This window comes from Microbacterium sp., from assembly GCF_030149085.1.
GTDB lineage: Bacteria > Actinomycetota > Actinomycetes > Actinomycetales > Microbacteriaceae > Microbacterium.
In genome coordinates this window covers 1-17,649 of the sequence record NZ_JASBSF010000152.1, presented here as the reverse complement: position 1 = coordinate 17,649, position 17,649 = coordinate 1, and the positions used below count along the sequence as shown (strand labels likewise).

Here is a 17,649-nt window from a genome sequence, read left to right as displayed (position 1 = left end):
GTCGCTTCGGGCGTCAGTGACCTCGGAACTCGTGCTCGATGCGGTGCGCCTGCCCGCGGATGCGGTGCTCCCCGAGGTCGTCGGGCTTCGCGGTCCGCTCAGCTGCCTCAACGAGGCGCGATACGGCATCACCTGGGGCGCGCTCGGTGCCGCGCGGTCGGCGCTGATCGCCGCGCTCACCTACGCGGGGGGGCGGATGCAGTTCGGCAAACCGATCGCGGCGTTTCAGCTCACGCAGCAGAAACTCGTCGACGCCGTCGTCGAGTATGAGAAGGGACTGCTGCTCGCGCTCCACCTCGGGCGTCGCAAGGACGCCGGCGAGCTCACGCCGCAGCAGGTGAGCCTCGGCAAACTCAACAATGTGCGGGAGGCGCTGGAGATCTGCCGCACCGCGCGCACGATCCTTGGCGCAAACGGGATCTCACTCGAGTACCCCGTCATCCGTCACGCCGCGAACCTCGAGTCGGTTCTGACGTACGAGGGCACCGTCGAGATGCACACGCTCGTGCTCGGCCAGGCGATCACCGGCATCCCCGCCTTCCGCTGAGCCGCAGGATCCTGTTCGCCGAGAGCGAGTCTTTCGCGCGCTCTGGGAGCTGGCACTCGCATGTCGAGAGTGCTAATCTGAACTCAGTTGAGTCGAGGTGACTCAACTTCTAGAACTCGGTCGGATGCCGCATCCGACCCCGCTCATAAAGGAGACGAGATGGCAAACTATGACCCGCTCCGCGAGATGGAGCGATTCGCGAACGCACTCTTCGACGGCAACCGGCGCGGACCGCGTCAGATGCCGATGGACCTCTACCGTGACGGCGACCACTACGTCCTCTCCGCCGACCTTCCGGGGATCGACCCCGGCTCGGTCGACGTGGATGTCGACGGCCAGCTGCTCACGATTCGCGCCGAGCGTACGCTCACCTCGCAGGAGGGTGTGAAGTGGATCACGCGCGAGCGTGAGTCCGGCAGCTTCCTCCGTCAGCTGAGCCTCGGTCAGGGGATCGACACCGAGGGCATCGCGGCCAGCTACGCGCATGGCGTGCTGACGGTCACGATTCCGGTGAGCCCCAAGGCCAAGCCGCGCAAGATCGACATCGCGACCGAGGCTCCGGCAACGATCACTGTCGACGAGTCCCACAGTGAGATCCAGGAGGCCGGCGCCAGCGCCTGACCTTCTCTCCAGAAGCCCCCGGCCCGAGAACGGACCGGGGGCTTTTGCGAGCTCGCGCGTGCGGCGGGATGAATAGTCCCCCGCCTCTAGGCTGGAGTGCGTGTCGACGACGACTCGTTTTTCCAGACAAGACTCCCGCAGTGAGATCACGGCTCCGGTCGAACTCACCCTTCCCGATGGGCGCCTGAACCCCGCCGCGGTCGGCTGGGCACGCTCCCCACTCATCCGGACTGACGGGATCGGGCCGCGACGGTCCTGGGGGCGCAACAAGCGGTGGGAATACTGGAATATCATGACGCCGCGGTACATCGTGGGCGTCACGGTGTCGTCCATCGACTACGCCACGGTGCACGAGGTCTGGGTGTTCGATCGTGAGTCGAACGAGGCTGTCCATCGCGCGGCCACCGTCGTTCCCGCACGCGGCGTGAGCCTGCCCGGGTCGCTGGGGCAGGGGCCTGTTATGGCACGCGCCAAGGATCTTCGGATCGAGATCACCGAGGAGACAGGCGGCGTCCGGATGCGCGTCGAGGTCCCCCGCGCGTCCATCGCTGCTTTCGCTGAGAAGCCCGCCGGACACGAATGTCTCGCCGTCGTTGTGCCGTGGACCGACCGTCGATTTCAGTACACGGTCAAGGATGTCGCGCGTTGCGCGACCGGCACGATCGCCATCGACGGCGAGGTCTACGACCTGCCGGCGGGGGAGTCGTGGGCGGTGCTCGACCACGGTCGTGGGCGATGGCCCTACGACATCACCTGGAACTGGGGTGCGGGTTCTGGCCGCTACCGGGGCAGCGTGATCGGCATCCAGGTCGGCGGAAAGTGGACCGACGGCACCGGCGCCACCGAGAACGCGTTCTTCGTTGATGGACGGATGCACAAGATCCACGACGATCTGGCGTGGGACTACGACCAGGCAGACTTCCTGCGCCCGTGGTCGGTGTGCGGCGGCGGTCTGGACGCGCGATTCGTCCCCTTCTATGACCGTGTAGCGCGAACGAACCTCGGCATCATTGCGGCGGCGACCGACCAGTGCTTCGGCGTGTGGTCAGGAACCTTCACGACGGCGAACGGCGAGGTCATCCCGTTCGAGGGCATCGAGGGATGGGCCGAGCACGTCCACAACCGGTGGTAGCAGACCAACTCGGGCCCGGATGCTGGCGTCAGCAGTCTGATGGGCGCGACTGACGGAGCTTGGCGGTCAGCGTGCGGAGCTGCTCGAGTTCGATGTCGCTCAGGGTCGACATCCGTTCTGCGATGGCCCTGCCGTGGGCCGAGGCGACCTTGCGGAACAGGCTCGCGCCCCGATCTGTTGCGGTGACCACTGCCCCGCGGCCATCGTCAGGATCTGAGCACTTTGTCAGCAGCCCCGAGGCGACCATGCGGTCGACGAGCCGCGAGACGCTCGGCTGGCTGATCAGCATGTTTGACGTCACATCCCGCAGGCGTGCCGACATCCCGGGCGCCCGGGTGACGGTGAGCAGGACGTCATACTCACCCTGCGTCAGCTCGCCGACCACGAAGTCGCCGCTGATCTGGGCGAGCACTTCGTGTTGCGCGCGAAACAGGCTCTCCCATGCGTCGATCGCCAGTCGCCGGTCCGTCATGCACACCAGAGTACGACCACGGCGGCGCCCCTAGGCTGATCTCATGTCAGCCCGGATCCTGTTGCACCGGACCGTCGGCGCCGTCGCGACGCTCGCCATCGCGCTGGTCGCGATCGTCGCGTGCTCGGTGAGTGTGTCGTTCGGTGATGAAGCCGCGGCGGTGTCCACCGACGTCGACGACTTCGTTTTCGAGAGCCTGGATGCCGACTACACGCTCGGCCGCGCCGAAGACGGCACCAGCACGATGACCGTCGTCGAGACGTTCGTCGCGATCTTCCCCGAGTACGACCAGAACCGGGGGATGCGCCGCATCCTGCCCGACACGTACCTGGGTGCGCCCCTGCATCCGCAACTCGTGTCGATCACCGACGTCGACGGGAACCCGAGGCCCGCCGAGGTCGAGAGTGAGGACGGCGTCTACGCCATGACCTCGCGCGCTGACGACTACGTCCACGGTGCGCAGACCTACGTCTTCACCTACACGCTCGAAAACGTGGCCCGCTTCTTCGATGACACCGGGGTGGATGAGCTGTACTGGAACGTCAACGGTGTCGACTGGGTTCAGCCCTTTGGGTCGGTCTCGGCGACGCTGCACGTTCCGACCGAACTTGCCGCCGCCCTCACGGGGGCGCAGTCCTGCTACGTCGGTGCTGCAGGCGCTACCGACCAGTGCTCGATCGCCTCGACGACGGATGCCGACGGCGGGGTGACAGTCACGGCATCCGCCACTGACCTGCACTCGTACGAGACGATGACGATCTCCGTCGCCTTTGACCCCGACACCTTCACGTCGTTCGACAGCTCCTACCTCGCCTCGCCGTTCGGGTGGCTGCAGGCTCTCGCCTTTCTCGGCGTCATCGGGTCGCTCGTGTGGGCGATCGTGTTCCGGGTCAGGATGCTGCGCGACGAGCCCGGCCGGCCGACGATCATCGCCGAGTACGCGCCGCCGCCGCGGATCGATGCGCTTGAGAGCGCGGTACTGCTCGGCAAGACGACGAAGGCGATCCCCGCCGAGGTGCTCGAGCAGGCGGTGGTCGGCAGCATCCGGATCGAGGAAGCCGGCCGCAAGCTCTTCGGTGGCCTGAAGCTCAAGGCGGTGCTGATGGATCCGGCCCGCGCCGACGGTGACGGACTCCTGCTGCTGCAGGGGCTGTTCCCCACCATGGCGCCCGGAGACGACTACGAGTTCGGGTCGAGCGACACACGACTCTCGTCGGCCGCGCGCCGCATCATCAAGGCGGCGGAGCGAGAACTCGACACGCGCGGGCTTCGACGCCGTGTTCCCAGCGGCCTACGGTTCTGGCCGACGCTCGGGGCGATCGTGTTCGGCATCCTGACGATCATGTTCGGGTTCCTCGCGCTTGGTGCGTACGTCGACGCCACCATCCCCGTGCTCCTGATGATTCCGGCTTTCGTGATGATCTTCGTGGTCGCTGGCCTGGTGTCTCGGAAGCCGCTCACCGCCGCCGGCGCCGAGACTCGTGATCACCTGAAGGGCCTGCAGGTCTTCATCGAGTGGGCGGAGGCCGACCGGATCCGGATGCTGCAGTCGCCGCAGGGCGCCGAGCGAATCGCGCTCGACGACAGCGGTGCGCGCGTGGATCCCGCGAACCCCCGTCAGATGCTGCGGATCTACGAGACGCTGCTGCCGTACGCCGTGGTGTTCGGCCAAGAGGAGGAATGGGCCGAACACCTCGCTGTGCTCTACGACCAGACCGGCGTCCCCGGCTGGTATGTCGGCACGGCGGGATTCAACGCTGCTGCCTTCTCCTCAGGGATCTCGACCCTCTCGACCACCACCACGTCGTCCACCTCGGGCGGCTCCAGCGGCGGCGGAAGCGCCGGCGGCGGTGGCGGGGGTGGTGGCGGTGGCGGGGTCTGAGAGGGAGCACCCACATTAGATTGTGCACAATTAAATTGTGTGCAATGCTTTTTCTGTGATCGCGAAAGAGAAGGTCCCAGAGCGCGCCCTCGACCGGATGCTGTGCTTCTCGCTCTACGCGGCACATCGCGCCACGACACAGGCCTATCGCCGCACCCTCAAGCCGTGGGGACTGACCTACCCGCAATACCTCGTGCTCGTAGAGCTCTGGGAGCGGGAGCCGCGTACCGTCACGGAACTCGGCGATGACCTGGTCCTCGACTCCGGCACGCTCTCGCCCCTCCTGAGCCGCCTGGAGGCTCTCGGATTCGTCGCGCGTGCGCGCTCCAGCGAGGATGCTCGCGTCGTGACGATTCGGCTCACCGATCGCGGCTCAGCCCTCCGGGCAGAGCTCGCCCATGTGCCCGGTGAGATCGCGCGGTGCATGGGCATACCACTCGACATGGCGCAATCCCTGGCATCGGAGGTGCGGGCGTACACGGCCAGCATCCAGGCCGACAGCGCTTCGCACGTCTGACGCTTCCGACTCGCCGCCGGGGTGATTGCGATCACGCGTGCCCGCGAGCAGCCACGAATCCCCATACAGAAGGAGAACCCCATGGAAACCCTGTACACCGCTGAAGCCCTGGCCACCGGCGACGGCCGCAACGGTCACGTGGCGACGATCGACGGTTTGCTGGATGCCGACGTGCGCGTGCCGAAAGAGATGGGTGGCGCGGGCGGCGCGCTCAACCCCGAGCTGCTGTTCGCCGCGGGGTACGCCGCCTGTTTCCACAGCGCGCTGTTGAGTGTCGCGCGCCGCGAGAAGGTGCAGCTCCACGACACCAGCGTCGGTGCCCGCGTGGGTATCGGACCCAACGGTGACGGAGGGTTCGGCCTGGCTGTCGAGCTCGAGGTCGTCATCCCGGACGTTGCGGCCGATCAGGCGCAGGCGCTGGCTGACGCCGCACACCTCGTCTGCCCCTACTCCAACGCGACCCGAGGCAACATCGAGGTCATCGTCCGCGTCGTCGAGGACTGACCTCGAGCAGACGAACGACAGGGCCGGCGGAGAGGCATCCGACCGGCCCCTGCCGTTCACGCTGCTCACTGGGCGAGATCTGCCGCTGATAGAGTCCGTGCCACAACAGTTCATCAGCGGGTGGGCGACGCCATCCGGGTCGGGGGATGCGTCGGAAAGCGATTCCGTCTGTGACTGATCCGTCGTCGGGGCGTTCTGCCCTCGCCGCCTACCGCGCCCTGCCCTCTCTCGCTGGCTGGGGCTATCTCATTGCGACGTCGCTCGGGCGCCTGCCGGTGTCGATGGTCCCGCTTGCCATACTCACCCTCGCGACATCGGCGACCGGCTCCATCGCGGTCGGCGGAGTGGCCGCCGCCGCGACGGCGCTCGGCGAGGCGGTCGGAGCGCCCGTCGGCGGTGCCCTCTCTGATCGAGGGGGCCAGCGCCGCGTGCTCCTGATCGGCGTCGTGACCACTGTCGCATCCGTCGTGGCATTCGTCCTCGCCGTCGGGCACGTGCCCGACGGGTTGGCTGTCGCGCTCGCCGGCCTCGCGGGCCTTTCCCTGCCACAGGTCGGACCCCTCTCGCGGGTCCGGTGGCTCGCCATGTCGCGCGATGACGTCTCGGCAGCCTTCGCGTTCGAGGGCGTCGTCGACGAGGTCGTCTACATCATCGGTCCGGCGCTGGTCGGCATCGTTGCCGTCGTGCTGTCGCCGCAGCTCTCGCTCCTGGCGGCCGCAGCGTTGATCGCGGTGTTCGTGACACAGTTCGCGCTTCACCGCAGTGCCGCGCTGGTGCCGCGCCGGGAGCCGACGACGGATGCAGACGTCGTCGCTGCCGCTGAGGGTGGACGTGCGCGTTCGGCAATGGCGGCTCTCGTCCTGGCGGGGATGCTCGCGATGGGGGTGTTCTTCGGCGCGAGCCAGGCGGGTCTCACGGCGTTCGCACGCACGCAGGGGGTGCCGGACGCGGGTGCGCTGTTCTACGCCGTCATGGCCATCGGGTCGGCTGTCACGACGATGGCGATGGTCGCGCTGCCGTCATCCATCGGCCCCTGGATGCGATGGATCGGCGCAGCCGTCGGCATGGCTCTCGGGGGCATCGGGATGACCCTAGCCCCGACCGTGCCCATCCTTCTGATGTTCGCGGTCTTCGCGGGCGCCTTCCAGGGGCCGGCACTTCTTACGCTCTATAGCGTCGCGGGATCCATCGCCGAACGCACTCGGGCGGGCGTTCTCATGACGCTCACCGGCAGTGGTGTGGTCTTGGGCGTCGGTATCGGTACCGCAGTCGGCGGTGCTGGTGCGGCGATCGGGGGTGCCGCAGCCGCTTTCAGCCTCGTCGTGGCGGCATCCGTTCTGCTCGCCCTGCTCGGCGGTGTCGCAGGGGTCCTCGGTCGCGAGCGGCGATGACGCCGAGGCATCGTTCGGGTACAAGTAAGGGCCGGTCGGAGAGGCTTCCGACCGGCCCTTGTCCCTTGCACCAAGAGTGTCCTGCAATCACATGTCGGTAGCTGCCACAGCAAAACAACTACCGTGCAAGCACTCTATAACGGTGAGGTAACGGAAGGGAAGACCTCACCGTTATCTTTTTGTGATTCATAGCCAGCGCATGATCCGGTCAGGATTCGTGGAGGTTTCGTTCAGGAAGAGCACCCAGACTCGGACACTTGTGTGCCGCCCGAGGCACACTTTTCCGGGCCCACTGGTGCTGCCCGCTTGATTCTCCGAACAGGAAGCCACTGAATTCGTGCGTCAACGTTCATCGTCAACTCCCCTCGTTTCCCGTCCCCGCGCTCGTGCTCTGACCGCAGCCGCGATGGGGCTCACCTTGCTGCTGGGGGTCTCATCGACTGCCGCCTTCGCACAGACGCCGGCTCTCGCGACCGTCCCCACCGCGCGGAGCGAAGCACCGCCGATTCCGGCATCCATCCAAACTGACGCCTCCTCCGTCGAGTCGCTCACCTCTGATGCCAAAGCCGCACTTGCTGCCGCGGCGACCGTTGCGGCGGATGCCACTGCTCTGAATGGGGAGGTCGCGGCATCCGGGCTGACGGTCGACGCCCCCACTACTGTCTCGGTGTCGGCTGTGGAAGCGGCAACCGCCGATTTGGATGGACTGGATCTTCTGCCGATCGTGCTGCTGCCCTCGCTCACCTCAGCGGTCACGGATGCCGTTGCCGACACGCAGGCCAAGATTGACGGGCTGCGCGAGCGACTGGCCGCTGCAGTCGCAGCTGAGGAAGCCCGCCGGGCTGCCGAGGAAGCTGCAGCCAAGGCCGCGGCTGAAGAAGCCGCGCGCGTTGCAGCTGAGGAGGCTGCGCGCGCAGCGGCCGCGGCAGCGCCGGCCGTTTCCGGGCCCGTGGCGTCCACGGGCGATAACTCCCCGGGTGCGGCGCAGGCTGCTGCCCGCGACATCATGGCGTCGCAGTACGGCTGGGGTGACGGTGAGTTCTCGTGCCTCGTGTCGCTGTGGAACAAGGAGTCCGGCTGGAACTATGCCGCCTACAACTCCTCGAGTGGTGCAGGGGGTATTCCGCAGGCGCTCCCCGCCAGCAAGATGAGCTCTGCCGGTGGCGACTGGGCGTCCAATGCAGTCACGCAGGTGCGCTGGGGCCTTGGCTACATCGCCGGACGCTACGGCTCGCCGTGCAACGCGTGGAGCCACTCGCAGTCCACTGGCTGGTACTGAGCCGGGACACAAGTAAGGGCCGGTCGGAGAGGCTTCCGACCGGCCCTTGTCCCTTGCACCAAGAGTGTCCTGCAATCACATGCCGGTAGCTGCCACAGCAAAACAACTACCGTGCAAGCACTCTATAACGGTGAGGTAACGGAAGGGAAGGCTTCGCCGTTATCTTTTTGTGATTCATAGCGGGTCCCGCGAGAGCCGACAGATCCGTATGTGGGATGGCCGGCGGCGCGGTCAGTTCTCGGGGAGTCGTACCATGAGGGCGGGAGGTCGCATGTCGCTGATCGCGCTGGCACGTCGTGTGCGAGGCGGGAATTCGGTAGCGGGGACGCTGCTTCTGGTCGTCGGCGTCACCGCGGCTGTCATCATCGGACTTCTCGCCATGCACGCGTTGAACGCGCCGACAGCCGGGGGGCATCTCCTCGCCTCGACAGTGAGCACCCCTCATACGCACAGTCACCACGACGCACTGACTGCCGTACCGGGCGACCACACGGCGCACGTTGTCACTGACGCATCGTGCGAGGACTGCGCCGCGGGTGGCCACTCCGGGATGCTCGCCATGGCGTGCGTACTCGCCCTGCTCGTGACGGCGCTGCTGTTGAGGTGGTCTGGTCCACGTCTGCGGTGGCTGTCGGTTCTCCCGCGGCCGACGAGCTCCGCCAGGGGCGTTCTGACGCTCCCTCCCCGTGCCCCGTCGCTCATCTCTCTCTGCATCAGTCGTACGTGAAATGCGAGAGCCGGAGAATCCTGCGCCCGGCTCTTCCCCGCACACCCGCCGGGCCCCGGCCGGTGCCATTCACGACCCACTCCTTGGAGACCCCTGATGACAATCATGAAGAATCGTCCTGCAACAAGTACCGCTATCGCGCTGAGCCTCGCTCTGGCCGTCACCGGCTGCGCTTCAGTGACCGGCTCCGGCCCGGGCGCCAGCACCGCCCCTTCCTCCGCGTCAGCTTCCGCTTTCGCGTTCAATGCCACGGACGTGATGTTCGTGCAGATGATGATCCCGCATCATGCGCAGGCCATCGAGATGTCGGACACCCTCCTCGCCAAGGATGGGGTCGATGCCGACGTGCGCGAGCTGGCAGAGAACATCAAGGCCGCGCAGCAGCCCGAAATCGACACGATGGAGGGGTGGCTCACCGCGTGGGGCGCGGAGATGCCCGGCGCCGGCGGAATGGCAGGTATGGGCCACGACGACGGAATGATGAGCGACGACGACATGTCGGCACTGGCGGCGGCCTCCGGCCCTGACGCATCGCGTCTGTTTCTCGAGCAGATGATCGTCCACCATGAGGGTGCCATCGACATGGCCCAGGACGAACTCGACAGCGGATCCAGCCCCGACGTGAGGGAGCTCGCCGAGGCGATCATCGTTGCTCAGACTGCCGAGATCGCCACCATGCGGGCCATGCTTGCCGAGCTCTGACGGCCTGAGCTGAGAGCGGCAAGCCCTCGCTCTGGAAGGACCCCCTCCGCGTCACTCTACGCGGAGGGGGTCTAGGGCGGTGCCGGGGGCGTAGAAGCTGCCGAGCAGGATGGCGCCGTCCAGCGTCAGACTCACCTCACCGGCTTCGACTGACGCAAACTGCACGCGCGCGCCGCGGCGGCCGCCGATTGTGACAATCGAGCCGCCGTCTTCGAGGTGCGGGGCTGCCAGGCGCCAGTCCATCATTCCGCCGTGAGCGAGGAAGCGGACGGAGCCGGTGAAGGCGCCCTCGACGCCGTCGTCCGCAGGAAAGATCACCTCGTCGCCGTCGAGCCGCGCCCCGTCAGCGACCTCGATCGAGCCCTCGGCAGATCGCACGTACTCGTGCAGGCTCTTCTTGATGCCCCACCGCAGCGCGTGCATCAGCGCACCCGCCGATGCACTGACTGGTAGCTGAGGTAGGCGTGCAGGCCCTCGATCCCGTACTCCACGCCGAGGCCGGAGTCGTGGCGGCCGGCGCCGGGTGCGCCGCCTTTCGTCGAGCCCGGAGATGTGGTCGAAGCCGACACCACCATCGGGATCATCGAGATCATGAAGCTCATGAACCCGGTCGTGGCAGGCGCCGCCGGCACGATCGCGGCGTTCGAGGCGCAGGATGGCGCGCAGGTGCAGTTCGGTCAGGTCCTCGCGCGGTTCGAGGCGTGAGCTGTGAGCACTGACCGGCCCGTCGTTCTTGTCGCCAACCGCGGCGAGATCGCCGCGCGCATCGTCGCCGCAGCGCAGCGGATCGGAGCAGAGGCGGTGCTGGCTGCCAGCGCTGCTGACACGCAGTCGCTCGCGGCCCGGGCTGCCGACCGCGTGCTGGTCATCGGCCCCGCTCCGTCGGCGCAGAGCTACCTTCGCCCCGAACTCATCGCCCAGGCAGCTGTCCACGCCGGCGCCGATGTGGTCCACCCCGGTTACGGCTTCCTCAGCGAACAGCCGCGGCTGTGTGAGCTTCTCGAGGAAGAGGGGATCGCCTTTGCCGGCCCCCGTCCCGAGACCCTGCGCGCTGTCGGTGACAAGGGCAGCGCCCGGGCCGTGGCGGTGGCAGCCGGGGTCCCCGTCTCTCAGGGCCGGGTCATCACCGACGTGCACGATGTCGCAGCTCTCGGTGCCGACGTGGGCTATCCGCTCATGGTCAAGGCCATTCACGGGGGCGGGGGGCGCGGCATCCGCCTTGCCACCACCGAAGCCGAACTCGTCGCCCTTGCTCCCCAGGCCGCGCAGGAAGCTGCGGCAGCCTTCGGTAACGGCGACCTCTATATGGAGCGCTACTACGGCTCTGCCAGGCACGTCGAGGTGCAAGTCTTCGGCGACGGCGAGGGTGGCGCGCTGATCTTCGGTGACCGCGACTGCTCTGTGCAGCGCCGCCATCAAAAGCTCATCGAGGAATGCCCTGCTCCCGGGTTGTCGGCCGAGCGTCGCCGCGTGCTGCACGATGCCTCGCGTGCGCTCGTGGAAGCGCTGCGCTACCGGGGCGCCGGCACGGTGGAGTTTCTCGTCGACACGCTCAGCGACGACGTCGTCTTTCTCGAAGTCAACGCTCGCATCCAGGTGGAGCACCCGGTCACCGAGGAAGCCTTCGGCGTCGACCTCGTCGCAGCGCAGCTCCTGCTGGCGCTGGGGCTGCCCACCGGGTTGCCGGTGCCCCCCGCAGTGCCGCCGGCTGTCGCGATCGAGGTGCGTATCAATGCCGAAGACCCCGCCGCCGACTTCCGACCCAACGCGGGACGGATCGGCCAGGTGCGGTGGCCCCGTGGCCCCGGCATCCGCATCGACACCCAGATCGAGTCCGGGTTCGAGTTTCCGCCCTACTACGACAGCCTCGCCGCCAAGCTCATCGTGCGTGCCCATGACCGCGCCGCCGCGGTCGATGGCGCGGTCGCCGCGGTGCGCAACACGCGCGTGGCGGGCCTGACTACCACGCTCCCCATGCTCGAGGCGGTCCTTGCCCACGAGGACTTCAGGGCGGGGCCCGTGCCGACCACCGGGTTCGGGCAGGAGTGGGAGAGCATGAGGGAGAAGATCGGATGACGCAGCATCCGCGTGCCGCGCACTTGAGTCAGCTCGGCGGGCACCGCACCCGCGGGCCCGTGCGCATCGTCGACACCTCTTTGCGCGACGGCAACCAGAGCCTGTGGGGAGCCACCGGCATCACGACGGGCATGGCCGAAGCTGCGGCTGTCGATCTGGCACAGATGAACCTCGCCGCGATCGATTTCACCAGCTCCACGCACCTGTCGATGGGGGTGAAGTTTCACCACGAGAACCCCTGGGAGCGGCTGGACCGGGTCAGCGGGGCAGCCCCCGACACCCTGTTGTCGGCGATCACGACAGGGATGCGCTTCATGTCGTGGGAGAAGGCCAGCGAGCCGGTGATGCGCCTTGCCCTGCGGATGATGGCCACCCACGGGGTGCGGCGCCTGCACATTGCCGAGCCGATGAACGACCGGGACGCCACCATCCGGGTCGCGCAATGGGCCAAGGACGAAGGCTTCACGCAGATCGTCGCCGGTGTCGTCTTCACCGAGAGCCCGGTGCACACCGATGAGCGCTACCTCGCTAATGCGGCTGCCTACCAGGCCGAGCCGGCGATCGACCATGTGTATCTCAAGGACCCCGGCGGCTTGCTCACCGTCGAGCGCGTGCGAGAGCTCGTGCCGCAGCTGCGGGAGGTCGTGCACAAGCCCCTCGAGCTGCACAGCCACACCACGACGGGGGCGGCATCCCAGCTGTATGTCACCGCCGCAGCTCTGGATGTCGATGTGCTGCACACGGGTCTTGGGCCGCTCTCCAACGGCACCGCCCAGCCAAGCCTGGAGCACCTCTTGGTGAACCTGGATGCCGTTGGCATCGAGGTTGATGTCGACCGGGATGCCACTGCCCGGGCCGCGCAGACGCTGTGGGCGATTGCGCGCTCGCAGGGCCTGGCGGCCGGGGCTCCGAGCGAGTTCGATCTCGGGGCACACGTCCACCAGGTTCCGGGAGGAATGATGGGGACCCTGCGACGCCAACTCGGTGAGATCGGGATGGCCGATCGGCTTCCCCGAGTGCTGGAGGAGTGCGTGCGGGTGCGCGCCGACCTCGGGTACCCGATCATGGTGACGCCCTTCAGTCAGTTCGTGGGCAGCCAAGCGCTCATGAACGTACTGGCCGAAGAGAACGGACAAGACCGCTATAGCCGCATCCCCGATGAGGTCGTGCGATTCGTCCTCGGCCACTTCGGCACTCCCGAGGGGCAGATTGACCCCGACGTCCAGACGCGCGTGCGGGATCTTCCCCGCGCAGCCGAACTCGACCGGCCCGTCCCCGAACCGTCGCTTGACGAGCTGCGGATGCTGCACTCCGAGAGGCTCGGCCGTGAGCTGGCTGACGAAGACCTGCTGCTGGCGATCGTGATGCCCGCCGAGCAGCTCGATCCGATGTATGCCGCGGGTCCCGCACCGCGCTGGGTACCAGCATCCGCGGGGCCACCGCCGACGGATGTCGCCTCGTTCATCGCTGCTGCGCACACCCTGCCCCGGTGGAGGTCTTTGCGTATCGCGTTCGGCGAGACCCGCATCGCCCTGGACCGTCCCGCACAGGAGGAGCGATGACATCCGAGATTCTTTCCCGCCTCGCCGCCGTTGAGGGTGTCATGTTCGATGTCGACGGATGCCTGGTGATCTCTGACGGACCCGCAGGCCAGGAAGGCTCAGCACTCCCGGGGGCTGCCGAACTGATCGCGCAGATGCGGGCATCCGGGCGCCGGGTGTGCGTCTTCACGAACGGCACTGCGCAGCCGCCCGCCGAGATCGCCGCGCACCTGCGTCACCTGGGGCTCGGCGTCGCCGACGAGGAGGTACTCACCCCAGCCGTGGCCGCGGCCCGCACCTTGCGCGAGCGCTACGGCCAGCAACCCGTGCTCGCTTACGGCGGTGGCGGGGTGGTGCCGGTGCTGCGGGCCCACGGGGTGAACCTCATCGACCCTGGCGAGCACCGCTCGGGCGCAGCATCCGGAGCCGTCGCCGTGCTAGTGGGATGGGACACCGAGTTCACCAAGCCCAAGCTCCAGTTCGCCGCGGAGGCGATCCTCGCCGGTGCCACGCTGTACTGCACCTCGGATGCTCCGGCCTTCGCGAGCAAGGACCGGCTGAACGTCGGACTGTCGGGCTTCATCGTGGCAGGACTTTCGCACGTGACCGGGCAACCCTGGACGGTGCTGGGAAAGCCGTCGGCGTTTGCGCTCGAGACCGTGTGCTGGGCACTGGGAACGACCACCGAGAGCACTCTTGTGCTCGGAGATGACCTCTACCTCGAAGCCAGCATGGCCCGTCGTGGCGGGGCGGTAGCGGGCATCGTCCTCACCGGGATGACCACCCGCGAGCGCCTCGCCGACATCCCGGGCGACGAGATGCCCGAGATCGTGGTCGAGTCGATGACCGAGCTCGCGGCCTTGTTCACGGATGCCGACGAGCTGCGGATGCCGGTCTCAACCGGTCTCAAGCGATGACGGACACTGGCCAGCGCGCCCCCGCGCACGAGGTGCTCTACCGCCCCTCGACTGCTGCTCGCGATGGATCGGTGATCGCAGAGTACCTGCGCTGGCTCGCTGCCGAACGTGGACTGCGCTTCGACGATGTCCAGTCACTTCATGCGTGGTCGGTCGACGAGCTCGAGGCTTTCTGGCAGAGCGTGTGGGACTTCTTCGGGGTTCGTGCATCCGCCCCTGCGCGCTCGGTTCTTTCGGGCGGGCCGATGCCGGACGTCTCGTGGTTCGAGGGTGCCGAGCTCAACTACGCCGAGCACTGCCTGCGCCACGATGTCGATGCGCTCGCGATCTTCGCAACCTCACAGACGCGCGAGGACGTCTCGCTGAGCTTCGGCGACCTTGCCGAGCAGGTCCGGCGGGTGCGGGCGGGGCTGCACCGACTCGGCGTCGGACCTGGCGATCGGGTCGTGGCGTACCTTCCCAACATCCCCGAGACCGTGGTGGCGTTCCTTGCGACCGCGAGCCTCGGAGCGATCTGGGCCAGCTGTGCTCCCGAGTTCGGAGCCCGGGCAGTTCTCGACCGCTTCGGTCAGCTCGATCCCGACATCCTGCTGGTTGTCGGTGGCTATCGTTTCGGTGACAAACCGATCGACAAGTCGGCCGACGTCGCTGCGATCCGTGCGGGGCTGCCGACGGTCAGGAAGACGATCGGCGTGCCATACGGTGACTTTGCCGTCGATGCAGACATGGCGTGGGACGAGATCGCGGCGCCCGCGGACGATCCGCTCACCTTCGCGCCAGTGCCGTTCGCGCATCCGCTGTTTGTGTTGTTCTCGTCGGGTACGACAGGGGCACCCAAGCCGATCGTCCACGGGCATGGCGGCATCCTGCTCGAGCACCTGAAGACTCTCGGGCTGCACTGGGACCTGCGGGCGGGCGATCGACTGATGTGGTTCAGCACGACGGCCTGGATGATGTGGAACACCCTCGTCTCGACCCTGTTGCACGGCGCCGCCGCGGTGCTGATCGACGGAAACCCCCTCTATCCCGACCTCGACGCGCAGTGGCGCCTCGCCGCCCAGACCCGGGCAACGCTGGTCGGTGCGAGCCCGGGACTTATCAGCGCGTCGCGGACGGCGGGACTTTCCCCTGCCCACGATCACGATCTCTCGTCCGTGCGGCAGATCGGCGTAGCCGGCAGCCCGCTTGCGGCCGAAGGATTCGTGTGGATTCACGAGCAGTTCGGTGACGATGTCGTCTTGAACGTCGGCAGCGGAGGCACCGACGTCTGTTCCGCGATCGTGCAGGGCTCGCCGCTGCACGACGTGTGGCTCGGGGAGATCAGCGGCGCCTCGCTCGGTGTGGACGCCGTGGCCTTCGACGCCCACGGAGAGGTCATCATCGACGACCTCGGCGAGCTCGTCATCCGTCGCCCCATGCCATCGATGCCGGTCGGCTTCTGGGGGGACGCTGACGGCAGTCGTTATCGCGACGCGTACTTCGATGTCTACCCCGGGGTCTGGCGGCACGGGGACTGGGTGCGGTTCGCGCCGAGCGGCAGCTGCGTCATTGCCGGCCGATCGGACGCGACACTCAACCGGGGCGGCGTGCGTCTCGGGACTGCGGAATTCTACCGTGTCGTCGAGGAGCTGCCTGATGTGACTGACAGCCTGGTCGTGCACCTGGAGGACCCCGACGGGGGGCCGGGTGTGCTCGTCCTTTTCGTCGTTCCCGCGACCGAGGACTGGGACCAGGAGCAGGGCGCACATCAGATCACTGGCACTCTGCGCGCGGCGCTCACCCCCCGACACGTGCCCGATCACATCGCGGTGGTCTCCGCCATTCCGCACACCAGGACGGGAAAGAAGCTCGAGGTTCCAGTGAAACGCGTGATGCAGGGGAGTGACCCTGTCGAACTGGCGGCGCTGTCGTCGCTGGATGACTCTCACGCCCTCGAACCGTTCGCCCGCTTCGCCCGCGAGCGTGGCCTGCTGGCGTAGCAGCCGGGAGGCACTCCAGAAGTGTCGACGTATGCCCTGCGGGACGTACGGGCCTCCGTAGACTGGCGCGCACCGTCGACCAGAAACGAGACGATGAGCATCCCGAACCCGTCTGAGCACTCGTCGCCGCTGGCGCACCGGCCGTGGCTTGCCGCCTACGCCGACGGTGTGCCCGCGGACATCGACCCGGTCGACCAAACGCTCGTCGACATGCTTTCGGCATCCGTCGACCGATACCGCAAGGACGTGGCCCTCGAGTTCTTCGGCAGAACGACGACGTATGGCGAGCTGGGCGAGCAGGTCGAGCGCGTCGCGAACGGACTCCGTAAGCAGGGGGTCGTCGCGGGTGACCGGGTCGCGCTCGTGTTGCCGAACTGCCCGCAGCACGTCGTGGCGTTCTACGCGATCCTGCGCCTGGGCGCCATCGTCGTGGAGCACAACCCGCTGTACACGGCTCGGGAACTGCGGCACCAGTTCGAGGTGCACGGTGCGGTCGCCGCAATCGTGTGGGATAAGGTCGCCGACACGATCGCTGAGATGCCCTCAGACGTCAGGCCGCGAACGATCGTGTCGGTACGGATGCCAGACGCGCTGCCCCTGGGCAAGCGTCTCGCTCTGCAGCTCCCGGTCCCCGCAGCGCGGGAGACCCGCACCGCGATGACGGCAAAGCCGACCGCGAAGAAGCTCGTGGCGTGGAAGACGCTGACGGCTGCCCGTCCTCTTGCGAGGAAGACCGCGAAGCCGACGCTCGATGACATTGCGCTGCTGCAGCTGACCAGCGGTACGACCGGAACCCCGAAGGCTGCGATCCTCTCGCACCGCAATCTGCGCTCGAACGCCGCTCAAGGTCGCGCGTGGGTGCCGGGCCTGAAAGAAGGTGCCGAAACCTTCTACGCCGTGCTTCCCCTCTTCCACGCCTACGGCCTCACGCTGTGCCTCACCTTCGCCGTCTCGATCGGCGCACGCATCGTGCTGTTCCCTCGGTTTGACGTCGACGCAGTGGTGGCCGCTGCGAAGCACTCGCCGCCGACGTTCTTGCCTGCCGTCCCGCCGGTCTACGACGCCCTGGCGCGGGCTGCTGCCCATCGCCGGATCGACCTGCGCAGCATCCGGTTCGCGATCTCGGGTGCGATGAGCCTGCCGATTCCGACAGTCACGCGGTGGGAGGAGGCCAGCGAAGGCCTCCTCGTCGAGGGGTACGGCATGACCGAATCCTCACCCGTCGCGCTCGGCAACCCGATCGGCCCCACGCGCCGCCCCGGTACTGTCGGGGTTCCGTTTCCGAGCACCGAGATCCGCGTCGTCGACCCCGATGACCCGAGCATCGATCGTGCGGTCGGTGAGGCCGGGGAACTGCTCATC

General features: G+C 67.5%; 19 protein-coding genes. 16 read left to right on the top strand and 3 right to left on the bottom strand.

What is annotated here, in order from left to right:
- From Q1V87_RS06250 to Q1V87_RS06240, 3 genes are all read left to right on the top strand, one after another.
- Positions 1–547, top strand: a 547-nt coding sequence (locus Q1V87_RS06250; RefSeq protein WP_300591314.1) for an acyl-CoA dehydrogenase family protein, incomplete at its 5' end; no start/stop codon positions are given.
- Positions 548–706: 159 nt separating this feature from the next.
- A complete protein-coding gene (locus Q1V87_RS06245) occupies positions 707–1,168 on the top strand; it encodes an Hsp20/alpha crystallin family protein (RefSeq protein WP_300591313.1) in 462 nt (153 codons plus the stop codon).
- A 100-nt stretch (positions 1,169–1,268) separates the two neighbouring features.
- A complete protein-coding gene (locus Q1V87_RS06240) occupies positions 1,269–2,300 on the top strand; it encodes a DUF2804 domain-containing protein (protein WP_300591312.1) in 1,032 nt (343 codons plus the stop codon).
- Between the two features lie 28 nt (positions 2,301–2,328).
- Here the strand turns inward: Q1V87_RS06240 and Q1V87_RS06235 are convergent, their stop codons facing one another.
- The gene (locus tag Q1V87_RS06235) at positions 2,329–2,772 is read right to left on the bottom strand and encodes a MarR family transcriptional regulator (protein ID WP_300591311.1); all 444 of its coding nucleotides are present in this window, start codon (positions 2,770–2,772) and stop codon (positions 2,329–2,331) included.
- A gap of 43 nt (positions 2,773–2,815) precedes the next feature.
- Here Q1V87_RS06235 and Q1V87_RS06230 point away from each other — a divergent pair, with 43 nt between their 5' ends.
- The 7 genes from Q1V87_RS06230 (at position 2,816) to Q1V87_RS06200 (ending at position 9,774) form a co-directional block, all read left to right on the top strand.
- Positions 2,816–4,654 carry a DUF2207 domain-containing protein gene (locus tag Q1V87_RS06230; RefSeq protein ID WP_300591310.1) on the top strand — a complete coding sequence of 613 codons (1,839 nt, stop codon included), beginning with the start codon at positions 2,816–2,818 and terminating at the stop codon, positions 4,652–4,654.
- 97 nt (positions 4,655–4,751) lie between these two features.
- On the top strand, positions 4,752–5,171 hold the full coding sequence (locus Q1V87_RS06225) for a MarR family transcriptional regulator (RefSeq protein WP_300591316.1): 420 nt from the start codon (positions 4,752–4,754) through the stop codon (positions 5,169–5,171).
- Positions 5,172–5,252: 81 nt separating this feature from the next.
- A complete protein-coding gene (locus tag Q1V87_RS06220) occupies positions 5,253–5,675 on the top strand; it encodes an organic hydroperoxide resistance protein (RefSeq protein ID WP_292707794.1) in 423 nt (140 codons plus the stop codon).
- Between the two features lie 170 nt (positions 5,676–5,845).
- Entirely contained in the window at positions 5,846–7,066 is a 1,221-nt protein-coding gene (locus Q1V87_RS06215; protein ID WP_300591309.1) for an MFS transporter, read from the top strand.
- 406 nt (positions 7,067–7,472) lie between these two features.
- Positions 7,473–8,345: a hypothetical protein gene (locus tag Q1V87_RS06210; protein ID WP_300591308.1), complete on the top strand. Its 873-nt coding sequence runs from the start codon at positions 7,473–7,475 to the stop codon at positions 8,343–8,345.
- Positions 8,346–8,616: 271 nt separating this feature from the next.
- The gene (locus Q1V87_RS06205; protein WP_300591307.1) at positions 8,617–9,072 is read left to right on the top strand and encodes a DUF6153 family protein; all 456 of its coding nucleotides are present in this window, start codon (positions 8,617–8,619) and stop codon (positions 9,070–9,072) included.
- A 96-nt stretch (positions 9,073–9,168) separates the two neighbouring features.
- Positions 9,169–9,774, top strand: coding sequence for a DUF305 domain-containing protein (locus Q1V87_RS06200; RefSeq protein WP_341578647.1), 606 nt, complete (start codon positions 9,169–9,171; stop codon positions 9,772–9,774).
- 51 nt (positions 9,775–9,825) lie between these two features.
- Here the strand turns inward: Q1V87_RS06200 and Q1V87_RS06195 are convergent, their stop codons facing one another.
- Positions 9,826–10,197, bottom strand: a complete 372-nt coding sequence (locus Q1V87_RS06195) for an HtaA domain-containing protein (protein ID WP_300591306.1) — start codon at positions 10,195–10,197, stop codon at positions 9,826–9,828.
- Complete coding sequence (locus Q1V87_RS06190; RefSeq protein ID WP_300591317.1) at positions 10,197–10,376, bottom strand: hypothetical protein; 180 nt, start codon at positions 10,374–10,376, stop codon at positions 10,197–10,199. Before Q1V87_RS06190 ends, Q1V87_RS06195 begins: the two co-directional genes overlap by 1 nt.
- Here Q1V87_RS06190 and Q1V87_RS06185 point away from each other — a divergent pair.
- The 6 genes from Q1V87_RS06185 to Q1V87_RS06160 all read left to right on the top strand — a co-directional run.
- On the top strand, positions 10,327–10,479 hold the full coding sequence (locus Q1V87_RS06185) for an acetyl-CoA carboxylase biotin carboxyl carrier protein subunit (RefSeq protein WP_300591305.1): 153 nt from the start codon (positions 10,327–10,329) through the stop codon (positions 10,477–10,479). The genes Q1V87_RS06190 and Q1V87_RS06185 overlap by 50 nt on opposite strands.
- A 3-nt stretch (positions 10,480–10,482) precedes the next feature.
- Positions 10,483–11,850, top strand: coding sequence for a biotin carboxylase N-terminal domain-containing protein (locus tag Q1V87_RS06180; protein WP_300591304.1), 1,368 nt, complete (start codon positions 10,483–10,485; stop codon positions 11,848–11,850).
- A complete protein-coding gene (locus tag Q1V87_RS06175) occupies positions 11,847–13,412 on the top strand; it encodes a pyruvate/oxaloacetate carboxyltransferase (RefSeq protein ID WP_300591303.1) in 1,566 nt (521 codons plus the stop codon). The genes Q1V87_RS06180 and Q1V87_RS06175 overlap by 4 nt, the downstream gene beginning before the upstream one ends.
- A complete protein-coding gene (locus Q1V87_RS06170) occupies positions 13,409–14,308 on the top strand; it encodes an HAD hydrolase-like protein (RefSeq protein ID WP_300591302.1) in 900 nt (299 codons plus the stop codon). Before Q1V87_RS06175 ends, Q1V87_RS06170 begins: the two co-directional genes overlap by 4 nt.
- On the top strand, positions 14,305–16,287 hold the full coding sequence (locus tag Q1V87_RS06165; RefSeq protein WP_300591301.1) for an acetoacetate--CoA ligase: 1,983 nt from the start codon (positions 14,305–14,307) through the stop codon (positions 16,285–16,287). The genes Q1V87_RS06170 and Q1V87_RS06165 overlap by 4 nt, the downstream gene beginning before the upstream one ends.
- A 93-nt stretch (positions 16,288–16,380) precedes the next feature.
- A partial coding sequence (locus tag Q1V87_RS06160) for an AMP-binding protein (protein ID WP_300591300.1) occupies positions 16,381–17,649 on the top strand: 1,269 nt, incomplete at its 3' end.